The organism is Aeromonas caviae, from assembly GCF_000819785.1.
Classification (GTDB): Bacteria; Pseudomonadota; Gammaproteobacteria; order Enterobacterales; family Aeromonadaceae; genus Aeromonas; species Aeromonas caviae.
Genome location: NZ_CDBK01000068.1, coordinates 31,702 through 47,211, shown reverse-complemented (window position 1 = coordinate 47,211; position 15,510 = coordinate 31,702). Strand labels below are relative to the sequence as shown.

Below are 15,510 nucleotides of genomic sequence, written 5' to 3'. Positions count from 1 at the left end.
CGGACTGACGGACTGACGGATTGACGGACTGACGGACTGACGCGGCGCCTCGGCGGTCGCGGTGCAATGGCTGGTGGCCCCCTTGCCGGGATACCTAGTCTGGATACGTGGGCGGGATAAATACGGCACGGGCCATCTGCGGGGCTATCGAGGCGCGTTGAACCCGTTTTTTGCCCACGATCATCCCCACATCCATCTGTTTTTCAGATGGGTGATGACTCAATGCATCGTATCAACAGATGGATTCGGCGGCAAAATGGTGCTGCCAGAAGGGCGAACCGAGGCGTCGGGGACAAGAAGGGGGGCCGGGGGCGAGATGCCGCCCCTTGCCAGCAACGAAACGGGAGCCCTGGGGCTCCCGTTGTTATGGGCGGCAGGTCGCGCCCTGCTGACGTCATGCTTCCCCCTCAGGGGGTGGCATGGCGGGCGAGATCCGCCAGCAGGCCGTCCACCAGTTTGAGGCGCATGGCCCTGTCCTGGGTCGGCACCTGGAAGCGCAGCCGGGTCGGTCCGTCCATCTTGTAGATGCGCGGCTGCTCGGAGAGCAGCTTGACCAGATAGGCCGGGTTGACCTTGGTTTCCTGGGTAAAGTCCAGATAGCCGCCGCGCTCGCTCATCTCCACCCGGCGAATGCCCAGCGCCGTGGCGCGCTGGCGGAAGGCGGCCAGCTCCATCAGCGTCTTGGTCGGCTCCGGCAAGAGACCGAAGCGATCGATGAGCTCCACTTTGAGCTCCCGCAGCTCCTGCTCATCGGCGGCACTGGCGATGCGCTTGTACATGGAGAGCCGCATGTTGACGTCCGGGATGTAGTCGTCCGGGAGCAAGGCGGGCAGGCGTAGCTCCACCTCGGTATGCTGGCTCATGAGCTGCTCGAGCGACGGCTCCTTGCCATGTTTGAGCGCCTCCACCGCTTGCTCCAGCATCTCCATATAGAGGGTGAAGCCCACCGATTCGATCTGGCCGCTCTGATCGTCGCCCAGCAGCTCGCCCGCGCCCCGGATCTCCAGATCGTGGGTGGCGAGCGCAAAGCCGGCGCCGAGATCTTCGAGGGACGCGATGGCCTCCAGCCGCTTGGCCGCATCCTTGGTCATCAGCTTGGGATGGGGGGTGAGCAGGTAGGCATAGGCCTGGTGGTGGGAGCGACCGACCCGGCCCCGCAGCTGGTGCAGCTGGGCCAGGCCAAGGTGATCCGCCCGGTCCATGATGATGGTGTTGGCGCTCGGCACGTCGATGCCGGTCTCGATGATGGTGGTGCACACCAGCAGGTTGAAGCGCTGGTGGTAGAAGTCCGACATCACCCGCTCGAGCTCCCGCTCGCGCATCTGGCCGTGGGCGATGCCGATGCGCGCCTCCGGCACCAGCTCGGCAAGATCGGCGGCGCACTTCTCGATGCTCTCCACATCGTTGTGCAGGTAGTAGACCTGGCCGCCGCGCTTCAATTCCCGCAGTACCGCCTCGCGCACCACCGCAGGTTCGTGCTGGCGCACGAAGGTCTTGATGGCGAGCCGCTTGGCGGGCGGGGTGGCGATGATGGAGAGATCCCGCATGCCGGACATGGCCATGTTGAGGGTGCGGGGAATGGGGGTCGCGGTGAGGGTGAGGATATCCACGTCGGCGCGCAGCGCCTTGATCTTCTCCTTCTGGCGCACCCCGAAGCGGTGCTCCTCGTCGACGATGAGCAGGCCCAGATCCTTGAAGGTGAGCTCGGCGCCGAGCAGCTTGTGGGTGCCGATGATGATGTCCACCTTGCCCTCGGCCATCTCCTTCATCACGGCGCTCTGCTCCTTGGCGGAGCGGAAGCGGCTCAGCACCTCCACCCGCACCGGCCAGTTGGCGAATCGGTCGCGGAAGTTGTCGTAGTGCTGCTGGGCCAGGAGGGTGGTGGGCACCAGCACGGCCACCTGCTTGCCGCCGTGCACGGCCACAAAGGCCGCCCGCATCGCCACTTCGGTCTTGCCAAAGCCCACGTCGCCGCACACCAGGCGGTCCATGCTCTTGGCCTGGCACATGTCGCCGAGCACAGCGTTGATGGCATTGAGCTGATCCTCGGTCTCCTCGAACGGGAAGCTCGCGGCAAACTGGCGATAGGCCTCCCGGTCGTGTTTGAAGGCAAAGCCGTGGCGGGCTGCCCGCATGGCATAGACATCCAGCAGCTCGGCCGCCACGTCCCGCACCTTCTCGGCCGCCTTGCGCCGCGCCTTGACCCAGGCCTCGCCGCCGAGCTTGTGGCTGGGCGGGTTGTCGGAGCCGGTGTAGCGGCTGATCAGGTGCAAACTGGTGACCGGCACGAACAGCTTGTCGCCGCCGGCGTATTCCAGGGTCAGAAACTCGGTGGGCAGGCCGCCTGCGTCTATGGTCTCGAGCCCCAGGTAGCGACCGACCCCGTGATCCAGGTGCACCACCGGCTGGCCCTGGGTCAGCTCGCCCAGGTTGCGGATCACCGCATCGGAGCTTAAGTTCTTGCTCTTGTCCCGCTGGCGCTTGCTGCGGATCTTGCCGCCGAGCAGCTCGGCTTCGGTGATGAGGGCAAGGGGCGTCTGGCCGGGCTCTTGCAGCAGGAAGCCCCGCTCCAGGGGGCAGACCAGCAGCCCGTGGCGCGCATCGCTCGAGAGGAAGGCGTCGAGGGAGGCAAACTCCCGGGGTTGCAGGTTGATCCGCGCCAGCAGATCCCCGAGCCCCTCGCGCCGCCCCTCGGACTCCACCGCAAACAGGGTGCGCCCGGCAAAGCCTTGCAGGAAGCCGTCAAGGGCCAGCAGGGGTTGCTCCTTGCTGTGGTCGAGCTGCAGATCCGGCAGGGGGGCGAGGGGCAGATCCTGCTGACCCGCTCCGCCGTCAACGGTCGCCTCCTGCAGACGCACGGCGCCATAGTCCCCGAGGGCGGCGAAGAGCTGCTCCACCGGCAGATAGATCTGCTGGGGCGGCAGCAGGGGACGGGTGTTGTCCCAGCGCCTGTCTTCATAGCGCTGGCCGATGTCGTTCCAGAAGCGCTGGGCCGCGGGGTAGATCTCCCCCACGGTGAGCAGCAGGGTGTTGCCTGGCAGGTAGTCAAACAGACTGGCGGTCTGGTTGAAGAAGAGCGGCAGGTAGTATTCGATGCCGGCGGGCCAGCGCCCCTTGCTCACCTCCTGATAGACGGAGCCCTCGGCCCGGGAGATCTCGAACTGTTCGCGATACTGGCCACGAAACAGCTCGATGGCCCCCTCGTCGGTGGGAAATTCCCGGGCGGGCAGGAGGCTCACCGACTTCACCGGCTCGCTGGAGCGCTGGGTCTCGGGGTCGAACGGGCGGATGGAGTCCACCTCGTCGTCAAAAAAATCAATGCGATAGGGGCGGCTGCTCCCCATGGGGAAGAGATCCAGCAGGGAGCCGCGGGCGGCGAATTCGCCGTGCTCCAGCACCTGTTCCACCGCCACGTAGCCCGCCTCCGCCAGACGCCCGCGCAGCTGCTGCAGGTTGAGGCGCTGGCCGCTTGTGACCATCAGGCTGTATTTGTCGAGATAAGCCTGGGGCGCCGTGCGCAGCATCAGGGTGGAGATGGGCACGATGAGCACGCCGTGGCGCATCTGCGGCAACTGGTAGAGGGTCTCGAGGCGCTGGGAGATGATGTCCTGGTGGGGAGAGAAGCTGTCGTAGGGCAGGGTCTCCCAGTCCGGGAACAGCAGCACCGGGCAATCCTGATCCGCCAGCAGGAACCCCAGTTCCTGTTCAAGGCGCAGGGCGCTCGGGGTATCGGCGGTGACCAGCAGGACGGGTCTTCGGGCTTCCCGGGTGAGGCGGGCGGCAACCAGCGCCAGGCTGCTGCCGACCAGCTGGCCGAACGTTGTCTTCTGGCCCGCTTTGGCGGGCAAGGCGGGGAGGGTCATTGGCATCATCGGAGTCTTTTACTGTTGGCGTTCTTTTGACATGGACCTGGGTTAGCGCTGACGTTCCTGGGCACGCAGCTTGAGCTGTTTCGACTGCACATGCAGGCTGGCGCGCACCAGCAGCTCCCGGTCATCCTCGCGGATGCGCACGTAGTCGAGCATCACGTGGGTGCCGTGCTCTCCAGCGTCCCGCTGCACGACCTCGCCGTAGCAGTAGACGGCGGAGGCCTCTTCCCGCAGGAAGATCTTGAGCCGCACTATCTGGTGCAGGTGTGGCACCTCGCCGTGGCCCTGATGGGGATGCAGATAGGTCAGCTGGCCAGCACCAAAGCGCAGAGTGTGAAAGCGATGTTCCGGGTGATCCTGTACCGACAGCACATAGCCCATGATCATGTCGATCTTGCGCGACTGCTGGTTGATGATCTCCACCAGATCGTGCATCGAATCGTTCTGATTGCGGATCAGGCGGCTGGTCACCATGTCGATGGAGGTAATGGCGGAGGCGATGCGAAACGGCTCGGGCAACTCGGCCTCCAGGGCTTCCAGCGAGGGCAGATGAAAGTCACCGGGCATGGGGATCACATTGACCGGTGTGGCATGGGTGACACTGAAGAACTGTTCCTGCATGGAGGCTATCCCTTGTTGTCATAGACGGTTTCCCTTTATTATCCGGTATCTTATTTTGTTGGCAATGTAGATATCCTTGAAGACTGGACTTTTTCAGCCACTGTCGCTGGCCATCGGCCTGCGTTATGCAGGCTCGCGACGCAGTAACCGCTTCGTCTCCTTTATCTCCCTGTTCTCCACCTTTGGCATCGCCATCGGGGTCGCCGCCCTGATGGTGGTGATCTCGGTGATGAACGGGTTCGAAGGCCAGCTCAAGGGGCGCATCCTCGGGGTGATCCCCCATGTGGTGGTGACCAATCAGGCCGGACGCATCGAGGCCGAGCCCGAAGGTCTGCCCGATCTGGCCCGCTTGCCCCACGTGGTAGCCACGGCCCCCATGCTCGACAGCGAAGGCATGCTGCAAAGCCCGGGTCAGCTCACCGGCGTGAGCGTGCAGGGGATCGATCCCGCCCGCTGGCCCAAGGATGACATCCTGCACGCCCAGATGCTGGGAGGGCGCCTTGACAGCCTGCAGGCCGGTGAATACCACATCGTGCTGGGGCAGGGGGTGGCCAGCCGCCTCAAGGTCTCCATCGGCGACCAGGTGCGTCTCATCCTGACCGAAGGTACCCGCTTTACCCCCTTTGGCCGAGTGCCGGCCCAGCGTCTTTTCACCGTCTCCGGCATCTTCGGGGTCGGCGCCGACGTGGACAGCCAGGTGGCCCTGATTGCCCTCGGGGATGCCCAGCGCATGCTGCGCCTGCCCGCAGACAAGGTGGGCGGCATCCGCCTCTGGCTGGACGATCCCTTCGCCGCCGACGAGGTGGTGAAGACCACGTTGCCGGATGGGCTGGAGTGGCAGGACTGGCGCCGCGAGCGCGGCGAGCTGTTCCAGGCGGTGGCCATGGAAAAACGGATGATGGGGCTGATGCTGGTGCTGATCATCGCGGTCGCCACCTTCAACATCCTCTCCGCCCTGGTGATGGTGGTCACCGACAAGGAAGGGGAGGTGGCCATCCTGCGTACCATGGGCATGAGCGAATCCGGCATCGTCAAGATCTTCATGGTGCTGGGGGCGTCGAGCGGCGTCATCGGCGCCCTGTTCGGAGGGCTGGCGGGGCTGGCGCTCTGTTTCGGCCTCAATCCTCTGCTCAATGCCCTTGGGCTCAACCTCTATATGGCGGCGGGGGGCAGCGGTCTGCCGGTCATCGTCGAACCGGCCCAGGTCATGACCATCCTGCTGGGTGCCGTGCTGCTGAGCTTCAGTGCCACCCTCTACCCGGCCTCCCGCGCGGCCCGGGTCAAACCGGCGGAGGCGCTGCGTTATGAATAATTCATCTTCTGTTGTTACTGGTGCAAGTGGAGCCCCCGTTATGAATCAATCCGTCTCCTGCGAGCCGCTGCTGCGCTGCCAGGCCCTCAACCATGTCTACAAAGAGGGCAATCTGGAGACCCAGGTACTCAAGGGGATCGAGCTGGACGTCGCCCCCGGGGAGATGCTGGCGGTGGTGGGGAGCTCGGGCTCCGGCAAGACCACCCTGCTGCACCTGATGGGGGCGCTGGACAACCCCTCCAGCGGCGCCGTGCTGTTCAAGGGGCAGGACATCCATGGCTGGGACAGCCGCACCCAGGCGAGGTTTCGCAACCAGGAGCTGGGTTTCGTTTACCAGTTCCACCACCTGCTCTCGGAATTCAGCGCGCTGGAAAATGCGGCCATGCCGCTGCTGATCGCCGGTGAGTCGGTGGCCAGCGCCACCGAGAAGGCGAGCAAGATGCTGGGGCGGGTGGGGCTCTCCCACCGTCTCAACCACAGACCGTCCGAGCTCTCCGGTGGTGAGCGCCAGCGGGTGGCCATCGCCCGTGCCCTGGTCAACGAACCCAGCCTGGTGCTGGCGGACGAGCCCACCGGCAACCTGGATCATGCCAGCGCCACCGCCGTCTATGAGCTCTTGTGCGAGCTCAACCGCGAGCTTGGCACCGCGTTCGTGGTGGTGACCCATGACTTGAGCCTGGCCGCCAAGCTCCACCGCCGGGTCACCCTGGTGAGCGGCATCATGGCGGAGGTCGCCTGATGTTCAAGCCGCTGCCCCTGTTCCTGGGCCTGCGTTACAGCCGCTCCCGCCGCCGCAACGGCTTCATCGCCTTCATTTCTGCCTCCTCCCTCATCGGGATCGCCCTCGGGGTGATGGCCCTCATTCTTGGCCTCTCCGCCATGAACGGGTTCGAGCGGGAGCTCAAGAACCGGGTGCTCTCCGTGGTCCCCCACGGCGAGCTCATCGGCATGGAAGCGCCGCTGCCTGACTGGCCGCGGCTCAGGGACTACCTGCTGGCCCAGCCCGGGGTGGAGGCGGCTGCCCCCGTCATTCGCCTGGACGGCCTGCTGGAGCACGGCTCCGCCCTCAAGGGGGTCCAGCTGCGTGCGGTGCTGCCGGAGCTGGAAGCCAATCTCTCCGATGCGGGCAACTTCATGACGGGTCGGGGTCTTCGCGAGCTGCAGGCGGGTGAACACGGGGTCATCCTCGGCAAGATCATCGCCGACAAGCTGGGGGTCAAGACAGGGGACACCGTCACCCTGCTGCTGCCCCAGGCGGGGGATGCCGCCGGCATCAAGAACCCGAAACGGGAGGCGCTCACCGTGGTGGGGCTGCTCGAGATCGGTGGCCAGCTCGACGGCCTGCTCGGCTTCATGCACCTGGCGGACGCCCAGGCCATCACCGGCATGGGCAGCGCGGTGGAGGGGTTCAGCCTCAAGGTGAGCGACGTGCTCAAGGCCCAGTCCATTACGGTGGCGGCGGCCCAGAAATTCCCTCACTACGTCTATATCAGTAGCTGGATGAGCCGTCAGGGCTATCTCTATCAGGACATCCAGATGGTGCGCACCGTGATGTACGTGGTGATGCTGATGGTGGTGGCGGTGGCCTGCTTCAACATCGTCTCCACCCTGGTGATGGCGGTGAACGAGAAGCGCAGCGAAATCGCCATCTTGAAGACCATGGGGGCGAGCCCGGGCCAGATCCGGCTTACCTTCGTCATCCAGGGGATGGTGAACGGGGTGGCGGGGGCTTTGCTTGGCGCCCTGCTGGGCGGCCTGCTCTCCAGCAAGCTGACCCAGATCCTGAGCGCCATCGAAGGGGTGATCGGGCACCGTTTCCTCAATCCCGACATCTACTTCATCGACTTCCTGCCGACCGAGCTGCACATGCAGGACTTGCTCATCGTGACCGGCGCCGCCATCCTGATGAGCCTGGTGGCGACCCTCTATCCCGCCTGGCGGGCGAGCGGCCTGGTGCCGTCCCGGGAACTGGGGCATTGATGCCCATGGATGTGATAAAGGGCCCTGCGGGGCCCTTTTTATTGTCACTCTTTTGTGGGGAAACCCCCGAAGTGGCGGTTATCGGGGCAATACGCAGGAGGAGATGATGCCTGGTGCCGTGTTGATGGCATCAATGGGCATTCAACTCATCGAGAGGCAGTGAAAAACTCCCCACGAAGACATCGATGAAGTAGCGCATGGCGGGGTTCATCCTGGCGTCCAGCATCTGCTCGAGGCGCTTTCGCGCGGGCTCGAACTCCCGGTTGCCGACGCTCAGCTCCTCCAGACACTTGGTGTAGGCGCAGAGGGTGTCTGCATCCTTCACCAGGCTGGTGAGGGCCTCGTCCTGGGCGCCGGAGTCGAGCAGGGGGCGAAAGTCCTCGACCAGCTCGGGCGGCAACATGCCCAGCAGGCGCTGCTCGGCGGCAAGTTCAATCTTCTTGTATTCGCGGGCGATTTCGGGATTGAAGTACTTGACCGGGGTGGGCAGATCCCCGGTCAGCACCTCGCTGCTGTCGTGGTAGAGGGCCATGACGGCGGCCCGGTCTGCATCCACCTGAGCGCCGAACAGGCGATTGCTGATAAGGCCGAGGGCGTGGGCCACCATGGCAACCTGCAAGCTGTGCTCGGCGATGTTTTCGGGCTGGATGTTGCGCATCAGGGGCCAGCGGTAGATGAGGCGCATACGGGCGAGGTTGGCAAAAAAATGGCTGGGCAGCATGGAAGACCTCGAATGGGGCAATGAAAAAGGGCAGACCCTAGTCTGCCCTTTTTTCCACCCGCAAGGATAGCCTGAGATGGGCTGTCAGCGGATGTAGCGGCCCGATTCGGCCTCGTGGTTGGTCACTATCATCTGGCCGATGGGGGCCAGGCTGATGAGGGCCAGCTTGAGGTGCTGGATGCCGAACGGGATGCCGACGATGGTGACGAAACAGGCCAGCGCCGAGGCGATGTGGCCGATGGCCAGCCAGACCCCGATGAGCACAAACCAGAGAATGTTGCCAATCAGCCCCAGGGCACCGGTGCCGATGTCGCTCTGGCCCGTCATGCTCTTGCGGCTCACCGCCTGCTTGCCAAACGGGAAGAAGGTGAAAGTGCCGATGACGAAGCAGGCGCGTCCCCAGGGGATCCCGATGAGGGAGATGAAGCAGAGCAGCCCCGCCAGCCACCAGGCCAGCCCCATGAAGACGCCTCCCAGCACGAACCAGAGCAGATTGAACAAGAAGCGGAAAAAGGACATGTGGGTGACTCCAGCAGCACGTAAATTGGCTGTCACCATAGCGAGCCCTGCCGGGGGACGCAATGGCACAGGCGAGAAGGTGGACAATTTGGGTCGCAGCACGCCATTTTTGTGCCCGATTGGCGGCGGATGGCGATCAAAATGGCCCGTTTACCGTGAAAAAGAGTGAGCCAGTGCAAATTATTGCGGATGGAACGCTTGAACTCGGTGCAAGGCTTCCCCATATAGGAGAAAGTCTTGCGCAAATTGTGCTGTCTGTGCCCCGGATGGGGGATGTGCGGCTCGACGCGACCACTGCACGCCGCTATAATGTCGCGTCATATTTTCTCATCACAAAGACAGTCGTTGTCTTTATAAACAGGAAGACTCCGGGCTTGCCCGGGGGCAATAAAGGGTCAGCACGCAGTGCTGAGTTGAACGAGGTAAAAGAATGCAAGTTTCTGTAGAGACAACCCAGGGTCTGGAACGCCGTCTTACCATCACTGTACCGGCCGCTACCGTTGACGCCGCCGTGCGCAAAGAATTGAATGGCCTGGCCAAAACCCGTCGCATCGACGGTTTCCGTCCTGGCAAGGCTCCGGTTGCCATCATCAAGAAGATGTTCGGTGCCATGGCTCACGCCCGCGTTGCCGATGAAATGATGCAGAACAACTTCATCAAGGCCATCATCGAGAACAAACTGAGCCCGGCTGGCGCCCCGACCATGGATCCGAAAGAGATCAAAGAAGGTCAGGATTTCGAATTCACCGCCACTTTCGAAGTGTATCCGGAGTTCGAAGTTGCCGGTCTGGAGAGCATCAAGGTCGAGAAGCCGGTTGCCACCGTGAAGGACAGCGACCTGGAAAACATGATCGACACCCTGCGCAAGCAGCACGCCACCTGGACTGAAGCCGCTGTGGCTGCCGCCAACGGCATGCGTGTGACCATGGACTTCGTCGGTTCCATCGACGGTGAAGAGTTCGACGGTGGCAAGGCTGAAGGCTTCACCCTGGAACTGGGCGCTGGCCGCATGATCCCGGGCTTCGAAGACGCCATCCTGGGCAAGAAAGCGGGCGACGAGTTCACCATCGAGGTCACTTTCCCGGCTGACTACCACGCCGAAGCCCTGAAGGGCAAGGCTGCCAAGTTTGCCTCCAAGCTGCACAAGGTTGAAGAGCAAGTGCTGCCCGAGCTGACCGAAGAGTTCGTCAAGCGTTTCGGCATCGAGAGCGGCAGCGTTGAAGAGCTGAAGGCTGAAGTGCGCAAGAACATGGAGCGCGAACTGGCCCAGGCCCTGAAAAACAGCGTGAAAGAGCAGGTACTGAACGGCCTGGTTGAAGCCAACCAGATCGATCTGCCGAAGGCTGCCGTTGCCCAGGAAATCGACACCCTGCGTCAGCAGGCCCTGCAGCGCTTCGGTGGCTTCCAGGGCGGCAACGCCCCCGAGCTGCCGGCCGAGCTGTTCCAGGCCCAGGCCGAGCGCCGTGTCCGCGTTGGTCTGCTGCTGGGTGACGTCATCCGCACCAACGAGATCAAGGCTGACGACGCCCGTGTGACCAGCATCATCGAGTCCATGGCCACTGCCTACGAAGATCCGAAAGAAGTGATCGAGTACTATCAGCAGAACGAGCAGATGCTGAACGGCGTGCGCAACCTGGCCATTGAAGATCAAGCCATCGATCTGATCCTGTCCAAGGCGCAAGTCACCGAGAAAGAAGTTGCCTTCGACGAAGTGATCAACAAGTCCGGTGCCGCTGCCTAAGAACATTTGACTTAAGGTCAAAACTGTTAAGTATAATGGCTCGTGTGATCTCCACTCGGGCCATTTTATTTTAGGGACAATGCCTTATGTACAAGAACTATAACGATGTGACTGAATCCCCACGCAATGCGCTCATCCCGATGGTGGTAGAGCAAACCGCGAAAGGGGAGCGTTCCTACGACATCTATTCCCGTCTGCTGAAAGAGCGGGTGATCTTCCTGACCGGTCAGGTCGAGGATCACATGGCGAACCTGGTGGTGGCCCAACTGCTGTTCCTGGAGTCCGAGAACCCGGATCAGGACATCAGCATCTACATCAACTCGCCGGGTGGCGCCGTCACTGCGGGTATGTCCATCTATGACACCATGCAGTTCATCAAGCCGGACGTGAGCACCGTCTGCATGGGGCAGGCCTGCTCCATGGGGGCCTTCCTGCTGGCCGGTGGCGCCAAGGGCAAGCGTTTCTGCCTGCCCAATGCCCGAGTGATGATCCACCAGCCGCTGGGCGGCTTCCAGGGGCAGGCTTCTGACATCCAGATCCATGCCCAGGAGATCCTGAAAATCAAGAATACCCTGAACGATCGTCTGGCGTTCCATACCGGTCAGGACATGGCCACCATCGAGCGCGACACCGACCGTGACAATTTCATGTCTGCCGAGCAGGCCGTTGCCTATGGTCTGGTTGACGGCATCCTGAGCCAGCGCGGCTGAGCAGGGTACCCCGTCCTGTTGTAAACTCAACAGGACGATCCATCCTCTATTGATAAAACGAGGTCGCTGAATGACAGAGAAACGCAAGGGTGAGGGCGACAAGCTGCTGTATTGCTCTTTCTGCGGCAAAAGCCAGCATGAAGTGCGCAAGCTGATCGCTGGCCCTTCCGTCTACGTATGTGATGAGTGTGTCGAGCTGTGCAACGACATCATCCGCGAAGAGATCCGCGAGATCTCTCCCAAGCGCGATGGTAGCGAGCTGCCGACCCCTCATGAAATCCGCGCCCATCTGGACGACTACGTGATCGGTCAGGAGTACGCCAAGAAGGTGCTGGCAGTGGCTGTCTACAACCACTACAAGCGTCTTCGCAGCGGCAGCGAGTCCGGTGGCGTGGAGCTGGGCAAATCCAACATCCTGCTGATTGGCCCCACCGGCAGCGGTAAGACCCTGCTGGCCGAGACCCTGGCTCGTCTGCTGGATGTGCCCTTCACTATGGCCGATGCCACCACCCTGACCGAAGCCGGTTACGTGGGCGAGGACGTGGAGAACATCATCCAGAAGTTGCTGCAAAAGTGCGACTACGACGTGGAGAAGGCCCAGCGCGGTATCGTCTATATCGACGAGATCGACAAGATCTCCCGCAAGTCGGACAACCCCTCCATCACCCGCGACGTCTCCGGGGAAGGGGTGCAGCAGGCACTGCTGAAACTGATCGAAGGCACCATCGCCTCCGTGCCGCCCCAGGGCGGTCGCAAGCACCCGCAGCAGGAGTTTTTGCAGGTCGACACCTCCAAGATCCTCTTCATCTGTGGTGGTGCTTTCGCGGGGCTGGACAAGGTGATCGAGCAGCGCTCCGTCAAGGGCACCGGCATCGGTTTTGGCGCCGAGGTGAAATCCAAGAATGCCAAGGCAACCCTGAGCGAGAACTTTGCCAAGGTGGAGCCGGAAGATCTCATCAAGTACGGTCTCATCCCCGAGTTCATCGGCCGTCTGCCGGTGGTCGCGACCCTGACCGAGCTTGACGAGGCTGCCCTCATCCAGATCCTGAAAGAGCCGAAAAACGCGCTGACCAAGCAGTATGCCGCGCTGTTCGCCCTGGAAGAGGTTGAGCTGGAGTTTCGTGACGACGCGCTCAATGCCATTGCACGCAAGGCCATGGAGCGTAAAACCGGTGCCCGGGGTCTGCGTTCCATTGTCGAGGCCGTGCTGCTAGACACCATGTATGACCTGCCCTCCCTGAAAGGGGTCAGCAAGGTGGTGATCGACGAGACGGTGATCAAGGGAGACTCCGCGCCCCTGATGATCTACGACAATCCCGAGACTCAGGCCGCAGCCTCAGAGTAACTGTCTGATTTTTAATCACATAAAGGGGCTTTTTGCCCCTTTCATGCTTTTTACGGCCAAGGCGATTGAATCTCATCTTTGCGCCCCCATATACTCAGCCAAGCCTTTGCCAACGGTATAACAAGCCGAGAGGACATATATGAACCTAGAGCGTTCAGAACGCATCGAGATTCCCGTCCTGCCTCTTCGTGACGTGGTGGTCTATCCCCACATGGTCATTCCACTCTTTGTGGGGCGGGAAAAATCCATTCGCTGTCTGGAAGCGGCCATGGAGCAGGACAAGAAAGTCCTGCTGGTGGCCCAGAAGGATGCGTCGACTGACGAACCGACGGTGGAGGAAATTTTCTCCGTCGGGACAGTGGCCAATATTCTGCAGATGCTCAAGCTGCCGGACGGCACCGTCAAGGTGCTGGTGGAGGGGGGCCAGCGTGCCCGCCTTGAGCGGATGATCGACGATCGCGACTTCTTTGTCGGGGAGGCCCAGTACATCGCGTCCGCCCCCATCGAGGAGAAGGATCAGGACGTGCTGGTGCGCTCTGCCATCGGCCAGTTCGAAGGTTACATCAAACTCAACAAGAAGATCCCGCCCGAGGTACTCACCTCGATTTCGGCGATCGACGATGCGGCGCGCCTGGCCGATACCATGGCTGCCCACATGCCGCTCAAGCTCGAAGACAAGCAGAAGGTGCTGGAAATCGCCTCCGTGTCCGAGCGCATCGAGTTTCTGATGGCCATGATGGAGTCGGAGATCGACCTGTTGCAGGTCGAGAAGCGCATCCGCTCCCGGGTCAAGAAGCAGATGGAGAAGAGCCAGCGGGAGTATTACCTCAACGAGCAGATGAAGGCCATCCAGAAAGAGCTGGGTGAGCTGGAAGACAGCCCGGATGAGTTCGAAGCCCTCAATCGCAAGATTGAAGAGGCCGGGATGCCGGAGGATGCCCGCGAGAAGGCCCAGGCCGAGCTCGCCAAGCTCAAGATGATGTCCCCCATGTCGGCGGAAGCCACCGTGGTGCGCAGCTATGTGGACTGGATGGTGCAGGTGCCCTGGAAGACCCGCTCCAAGGTCAAGAAAGACCTGGGCAAGGCCCAGGAGGTGCTGGATGCGGATCACTATGGCCTGGACAAGGTCAAGGATCGCATCCTCGAATACCTGGCGGTGCAGGCGCGTGTGAACAAGCTCAAGGGCCCCATCCTCTGCCTGGTCGGGCCTCCCGGGGTGGGCAAGACCTCCCTGGGGCAGTCCATCGCCAAGGCCACCGGCCGCAAGTATGTGCGCATGGCCCTGGGTGGGGTGCGTGACGAGGCGGAGATCCGTGGTCACCGTCGTACCTACATCGGCTCCATGCCCGGCAAGCTCATCCAGAAGATGGCGAAAGTCGGCGTGAAGAACCCGCTGTTCCTGCTCGACGAAATCGACAAGATGAGCTCGGACATGCGTGGCGATCCCGCTTCCGCCCTGCTGGAGGTGCTGGATCCCGAGCAGAACAGCAGCTTCAACGATCACTATCTGGAAGTGGATTATGACCTGTCGGACGTGATGTTCGTGGCCACCTCCAACTCCATGAACATCCCGGGTCCGCTGCTGGACCGGATGGAAGTGATCCGTCTGTCCGGTTACACCGAGGACGAGAAGCTCAACATTGCCAAGCAGCACCTGGTGGCCAAGCAGATCCAGCGCAACGGCCTGAAGCCTTCCGAGATCACCATCGAGGATTCGGCGCTGATCGGAGTGATTCGCTACTACACCCGCGAGGCGGGTGTGCGCAGCCTGGAGCGTGAAATCTCCAAAATCTGTCGCAAGGCAGTCAAACGCATCCTGCTGGACAAGAGCATCAAGCATGTTCAGGTCAACCAGGAGAACCTCAAGGAGTTCCTGGGGGTACAGCGCTTTGACTATGGCAAGGCCACCGACCAGAACCAGATTGGTCAGGTGTGCGGGCTGGCGTGGACCGAAGTGGGGGGCGATCTTCTCACCATCGAGACCACCAACATGCCAGGCAAGGGCAAGCTCACTTACACCGGTTCCCTCGGTGACGTGATGCAGGAGTCCATCCAGGCGGCCATGACGGTGGTGCGTGCCCGCGCCGAGAAGCTACGTATCAACGGCGACTTCTACGAGAAGCGCGACATCCACGTGCACGTGCCGGAAGGGGCGACCCCGAAAGACGGCCCGAGCGCCGGTATCGCCATGTGTACCGCCCTGGTCTCCAGCCTCACCGGCAACCCGGTGCGCGCCGACGTGGCCATGACGGGTGAAATCACCCTGCGTGGCGAGGTGTTGCCCATCGGTGGTCTCAAGGAGAAACTGCTGGCGGCCCACCGTGGTGGCATCAAGCGTGTGCTGATCCCGAAAGAGAACGAACGTGACCTCGAGGAGATCCCGGCCAACGTCAAACAAGATCTTGAAATCTATCCGGTTCGCTGGATTGATGAGGTGCTTGCACTGGCGTTGCAGGACAATCCGCAAGGTTTCGAACGCGTTTCTGTCGTGTAAATGTTGATGCGCCGCAAATTTGGCGCATTCGGGGGGTGGTTAAGGCTTGCATGCACCGGACAACGGAAGTAGCCTTGACCACCGATCGGGTACTCATGATGAGTCGCAATGCGTGATGTGGCGCGGGTTTGCGCCAGATTGTCACTTGCAACTGATCAGGAGGCTTGTTATAAAACCTCCACTTGTTGTGGCCAGGGA

11 protein-coding genes are annotated in these 15,510 nt (G+C 62.0%); 7 read left to right on the top strand and 4 right to left on the bottom strand.

Annotation, left to right across the window (positions count from 1 at the left end; genetic code table 11):
- Positions 1–407: 407 nt before the first annotated feature.
- Entirely contained in the window at positions 408–3,872 is a 3,465-nt protein-coding gene (mfd, locus tag BN1120_RS10815; RefSeq protein ID WP_042016087.1) for a transcription-repair coupling factor, read from the bottom strand.
- Positions 3,873–3,914: 42 nt separating this feature from the next.
- The gene (locus BN1120_RS10810; RefSeq protein ID WP_042016085.1) at positions 3,915–4,490 is read right to left on the bottom strand and encodes a hypothetical protein; all 576 of its coding nucleotides are present in this window, start codon (positions 4,488–4,490) and stop codon (positions 3,915–3,917) included.
- Between the two features lie 76 nt (positions 4,491–4,566).
- Here BN1120_RS10810 and BN1120_RS10805 point away from each other — a divergent pair, with 76 nt between their 5' ends.
- Genes BN1120_RS10805 through lolE form a run of 3 tightly spaced genes read left to right on the top strand, consistent with a single transcriptional unit; the run spans position 4,567 to position 7,782 of the window.
- Positions 4,567–5,802: a lipoprotein-releasing ABC transporter permease subunit gene (locus tag BN1120_RS10805; RefSeq protein ID WP_042016083.1), complete on the top strand. Its 1,236-nt coding sequence runs from the start codon at positions 4,567–4,569 to the stop codon at positions 5,800–5,802.
- Positions 5,803–5,842: 40 nt separating this feature from the next.
- A complete protein-coding gene (gene lolD, locus BN1120_RS10800; protein ID WP_010674567.1) occupies positions 5,843–6,541 on the top strand; it encodes a lipoprotein-releasing ABC transporter ATP-binding protein LolD in 699 nt (232 codons plus the stop codon).
- Complete coding sequence (lolE, locus tag BN1120_RS10795; RefSeq protein WP_039039045.1) at positions 6,541–7,782, top strand: lipoprotein-releasing ABC transporter permease subunit LolE; 1,242 nt, start codon at positions 6,541–6,543, stop codon at positions 7,780–7,782. Before lolD ends, lolE begins: the two co-directional genes overlap by 1 nt.
- A 130-nt stretch (positions 7,783–7,912) precedes the next feature.
- On the opposite strand, the gene yfbR is transcribed toward lolE, so the two are convergent.
- Positions 7,913–8,503, bottom strand: coding sequence for a 5'-deoxynucleotidase (gene yfbR / locus BN1120_RS10790; RefSeq protein ID WP_010674569.1), 591 nt, complete (start codon positions 8,501–8,503; stop codon positions 7,913–7,915).
- Between the two features lie 84 nt (positions 8,504–8,587).
- The gene (locus BN1120_RS10785) at positions 8,588–9,022 is read right to left on the bottom strand and encodes a YccF domain-containing protein (RefSeq protein ID WP_042016081.1); all 435 of its coding nucleotides are present in this window, start codon (positions 9,020–9,022) and stop codon (positions 8,588–8,590) included.
- A gap of 430 nt (positions 9,023–9,452) precedes the next feature.
- On the opposite strand from BN1120_RS10785, the gene tig reads away from it, so the two are divergent.
- From tig to lon, 4 genes are all read left to right on the top strand, one after another.
- Entirely contained in the window at positions 9,453–10,763 is a 1,311-nt protein-coding gene (tig, locus tag BN1120_RS10780; RefSeq protein WP_010674572.1) for a trigger factor, read from the top strand.
- An 86-nt stretch (positions 10,764–10,849) separates the two neighbouring features.
- Positions 10,850–11,473 carry an ATP-dependent Clp endopeptidase proteolytic subunit ClpP gene (gene clpP / locus BN1120_RS10775; protein ID WP_005324106.1) on the top strand — a complete coding sequence of 208 codons (624 nt, stop codon included), beginning with the start codon at positions 10,850–10,852 and terminating at the stop codon, positions 11,471–11,473.
- A gap of 70 nt (positions 11,474–11,543) precedes the next feature.
- A complete protein-coding gene (gene clpX, locus BN1120_RS10770) occupies positions 11,544–12,818 on the top strand; it encodes an ATP-dependent protease ATP-binding subunit ClpX (RefSeq protein ID WP_010674573.1) in 1,275 nt (424 codons plus the stop codon).
- Between the two features lie 139 nt (positions 12,819–12,957).
- The gene (lon, locus tag BN1120_RS10765) at positions 12,958–15,312 is read left to right on the top strand and encodes an endopeptidase La (protein ID WP_041215258.1); all 2,355 of its coding nucleotides are present in this window, start codon (positions 12,958–12,960) and stop codon (positions 15,310–15,312) included.
- Positions 15,313–15,510: the final 198 nt, after the last annotated feature.

Excerpts from the sequence above, each read along its gene's own strand:
- mfd (WP_042016087.1), bottom strand. The coding sequence starts at position 3,872 with ATGATGCCAATGACCCTCCCCGCCTTGCCCGCCAAAGCGGGCCAGAAG.
- BN1120_RS10810 (WP_042016085.1), bottom strand. The coding sequence starts at position 4,490 with ATGCAGGAACAGTTCTTCAGTGTCACCCATGCCACACCGGTCAATGTG.
- lolD (WP_010674567.1), top strand. The coding sequence starts at position 5,843 with ATGAATCAATCCGTCTCCTGCGAGCCGCTGCTGCGCTGCCAGGCCCTC.
- lolE (WP_039039045.1), top strand. The coding sequence starts at position 6,541 with ATGTTCAAGCCGCTGCCCCTGTTCCTGGGCCTGCGTTACAGCCGCTCC.
- yfbR (WP_010674569.1), bottom strand. The coding sequence starts at position 8,503 with ATGCTGCCCAGCCATTTTTTTGCCAACCTCGCCCGTATGCGCCTCATC.
- BN1120_RS10785 (WP_042016081.1), bottom strand. The coding sequence starts at position 9,022 with ATGTCCTTTTTCCGCTTCTTGTTCAATCTGCTCTGGTTCGTGCTGGGA.
- tig (WP_010674572.1), top strand. The coding sequence starts at position 9,453 with ATGCAAGTTTCTGTAGAGACAACCCAGGGTCTGGAACGCCGTCTTACC.
- clpP (WP_005324106.1), top strand. The coding sequence starts at position 10,850 with ATGTACAAGAACTATAACGATGTGACTGAATCCCCACGCAATGCGCTC.
- clpX (WP_010674573.1), top strand. The coding sequence starts at position 11,544 with ATGACAGAGAAACGCAAGGGTGAGGGCGACAAGCTGCTGTATTGCTCT.
- lon (WP_041215258.1), top strand. The coding sequence starts at position 12,958 with ATGAACCTAGAGCGTTCAGAACGCATCGAGATTCCCGTCCTGCCTCTT.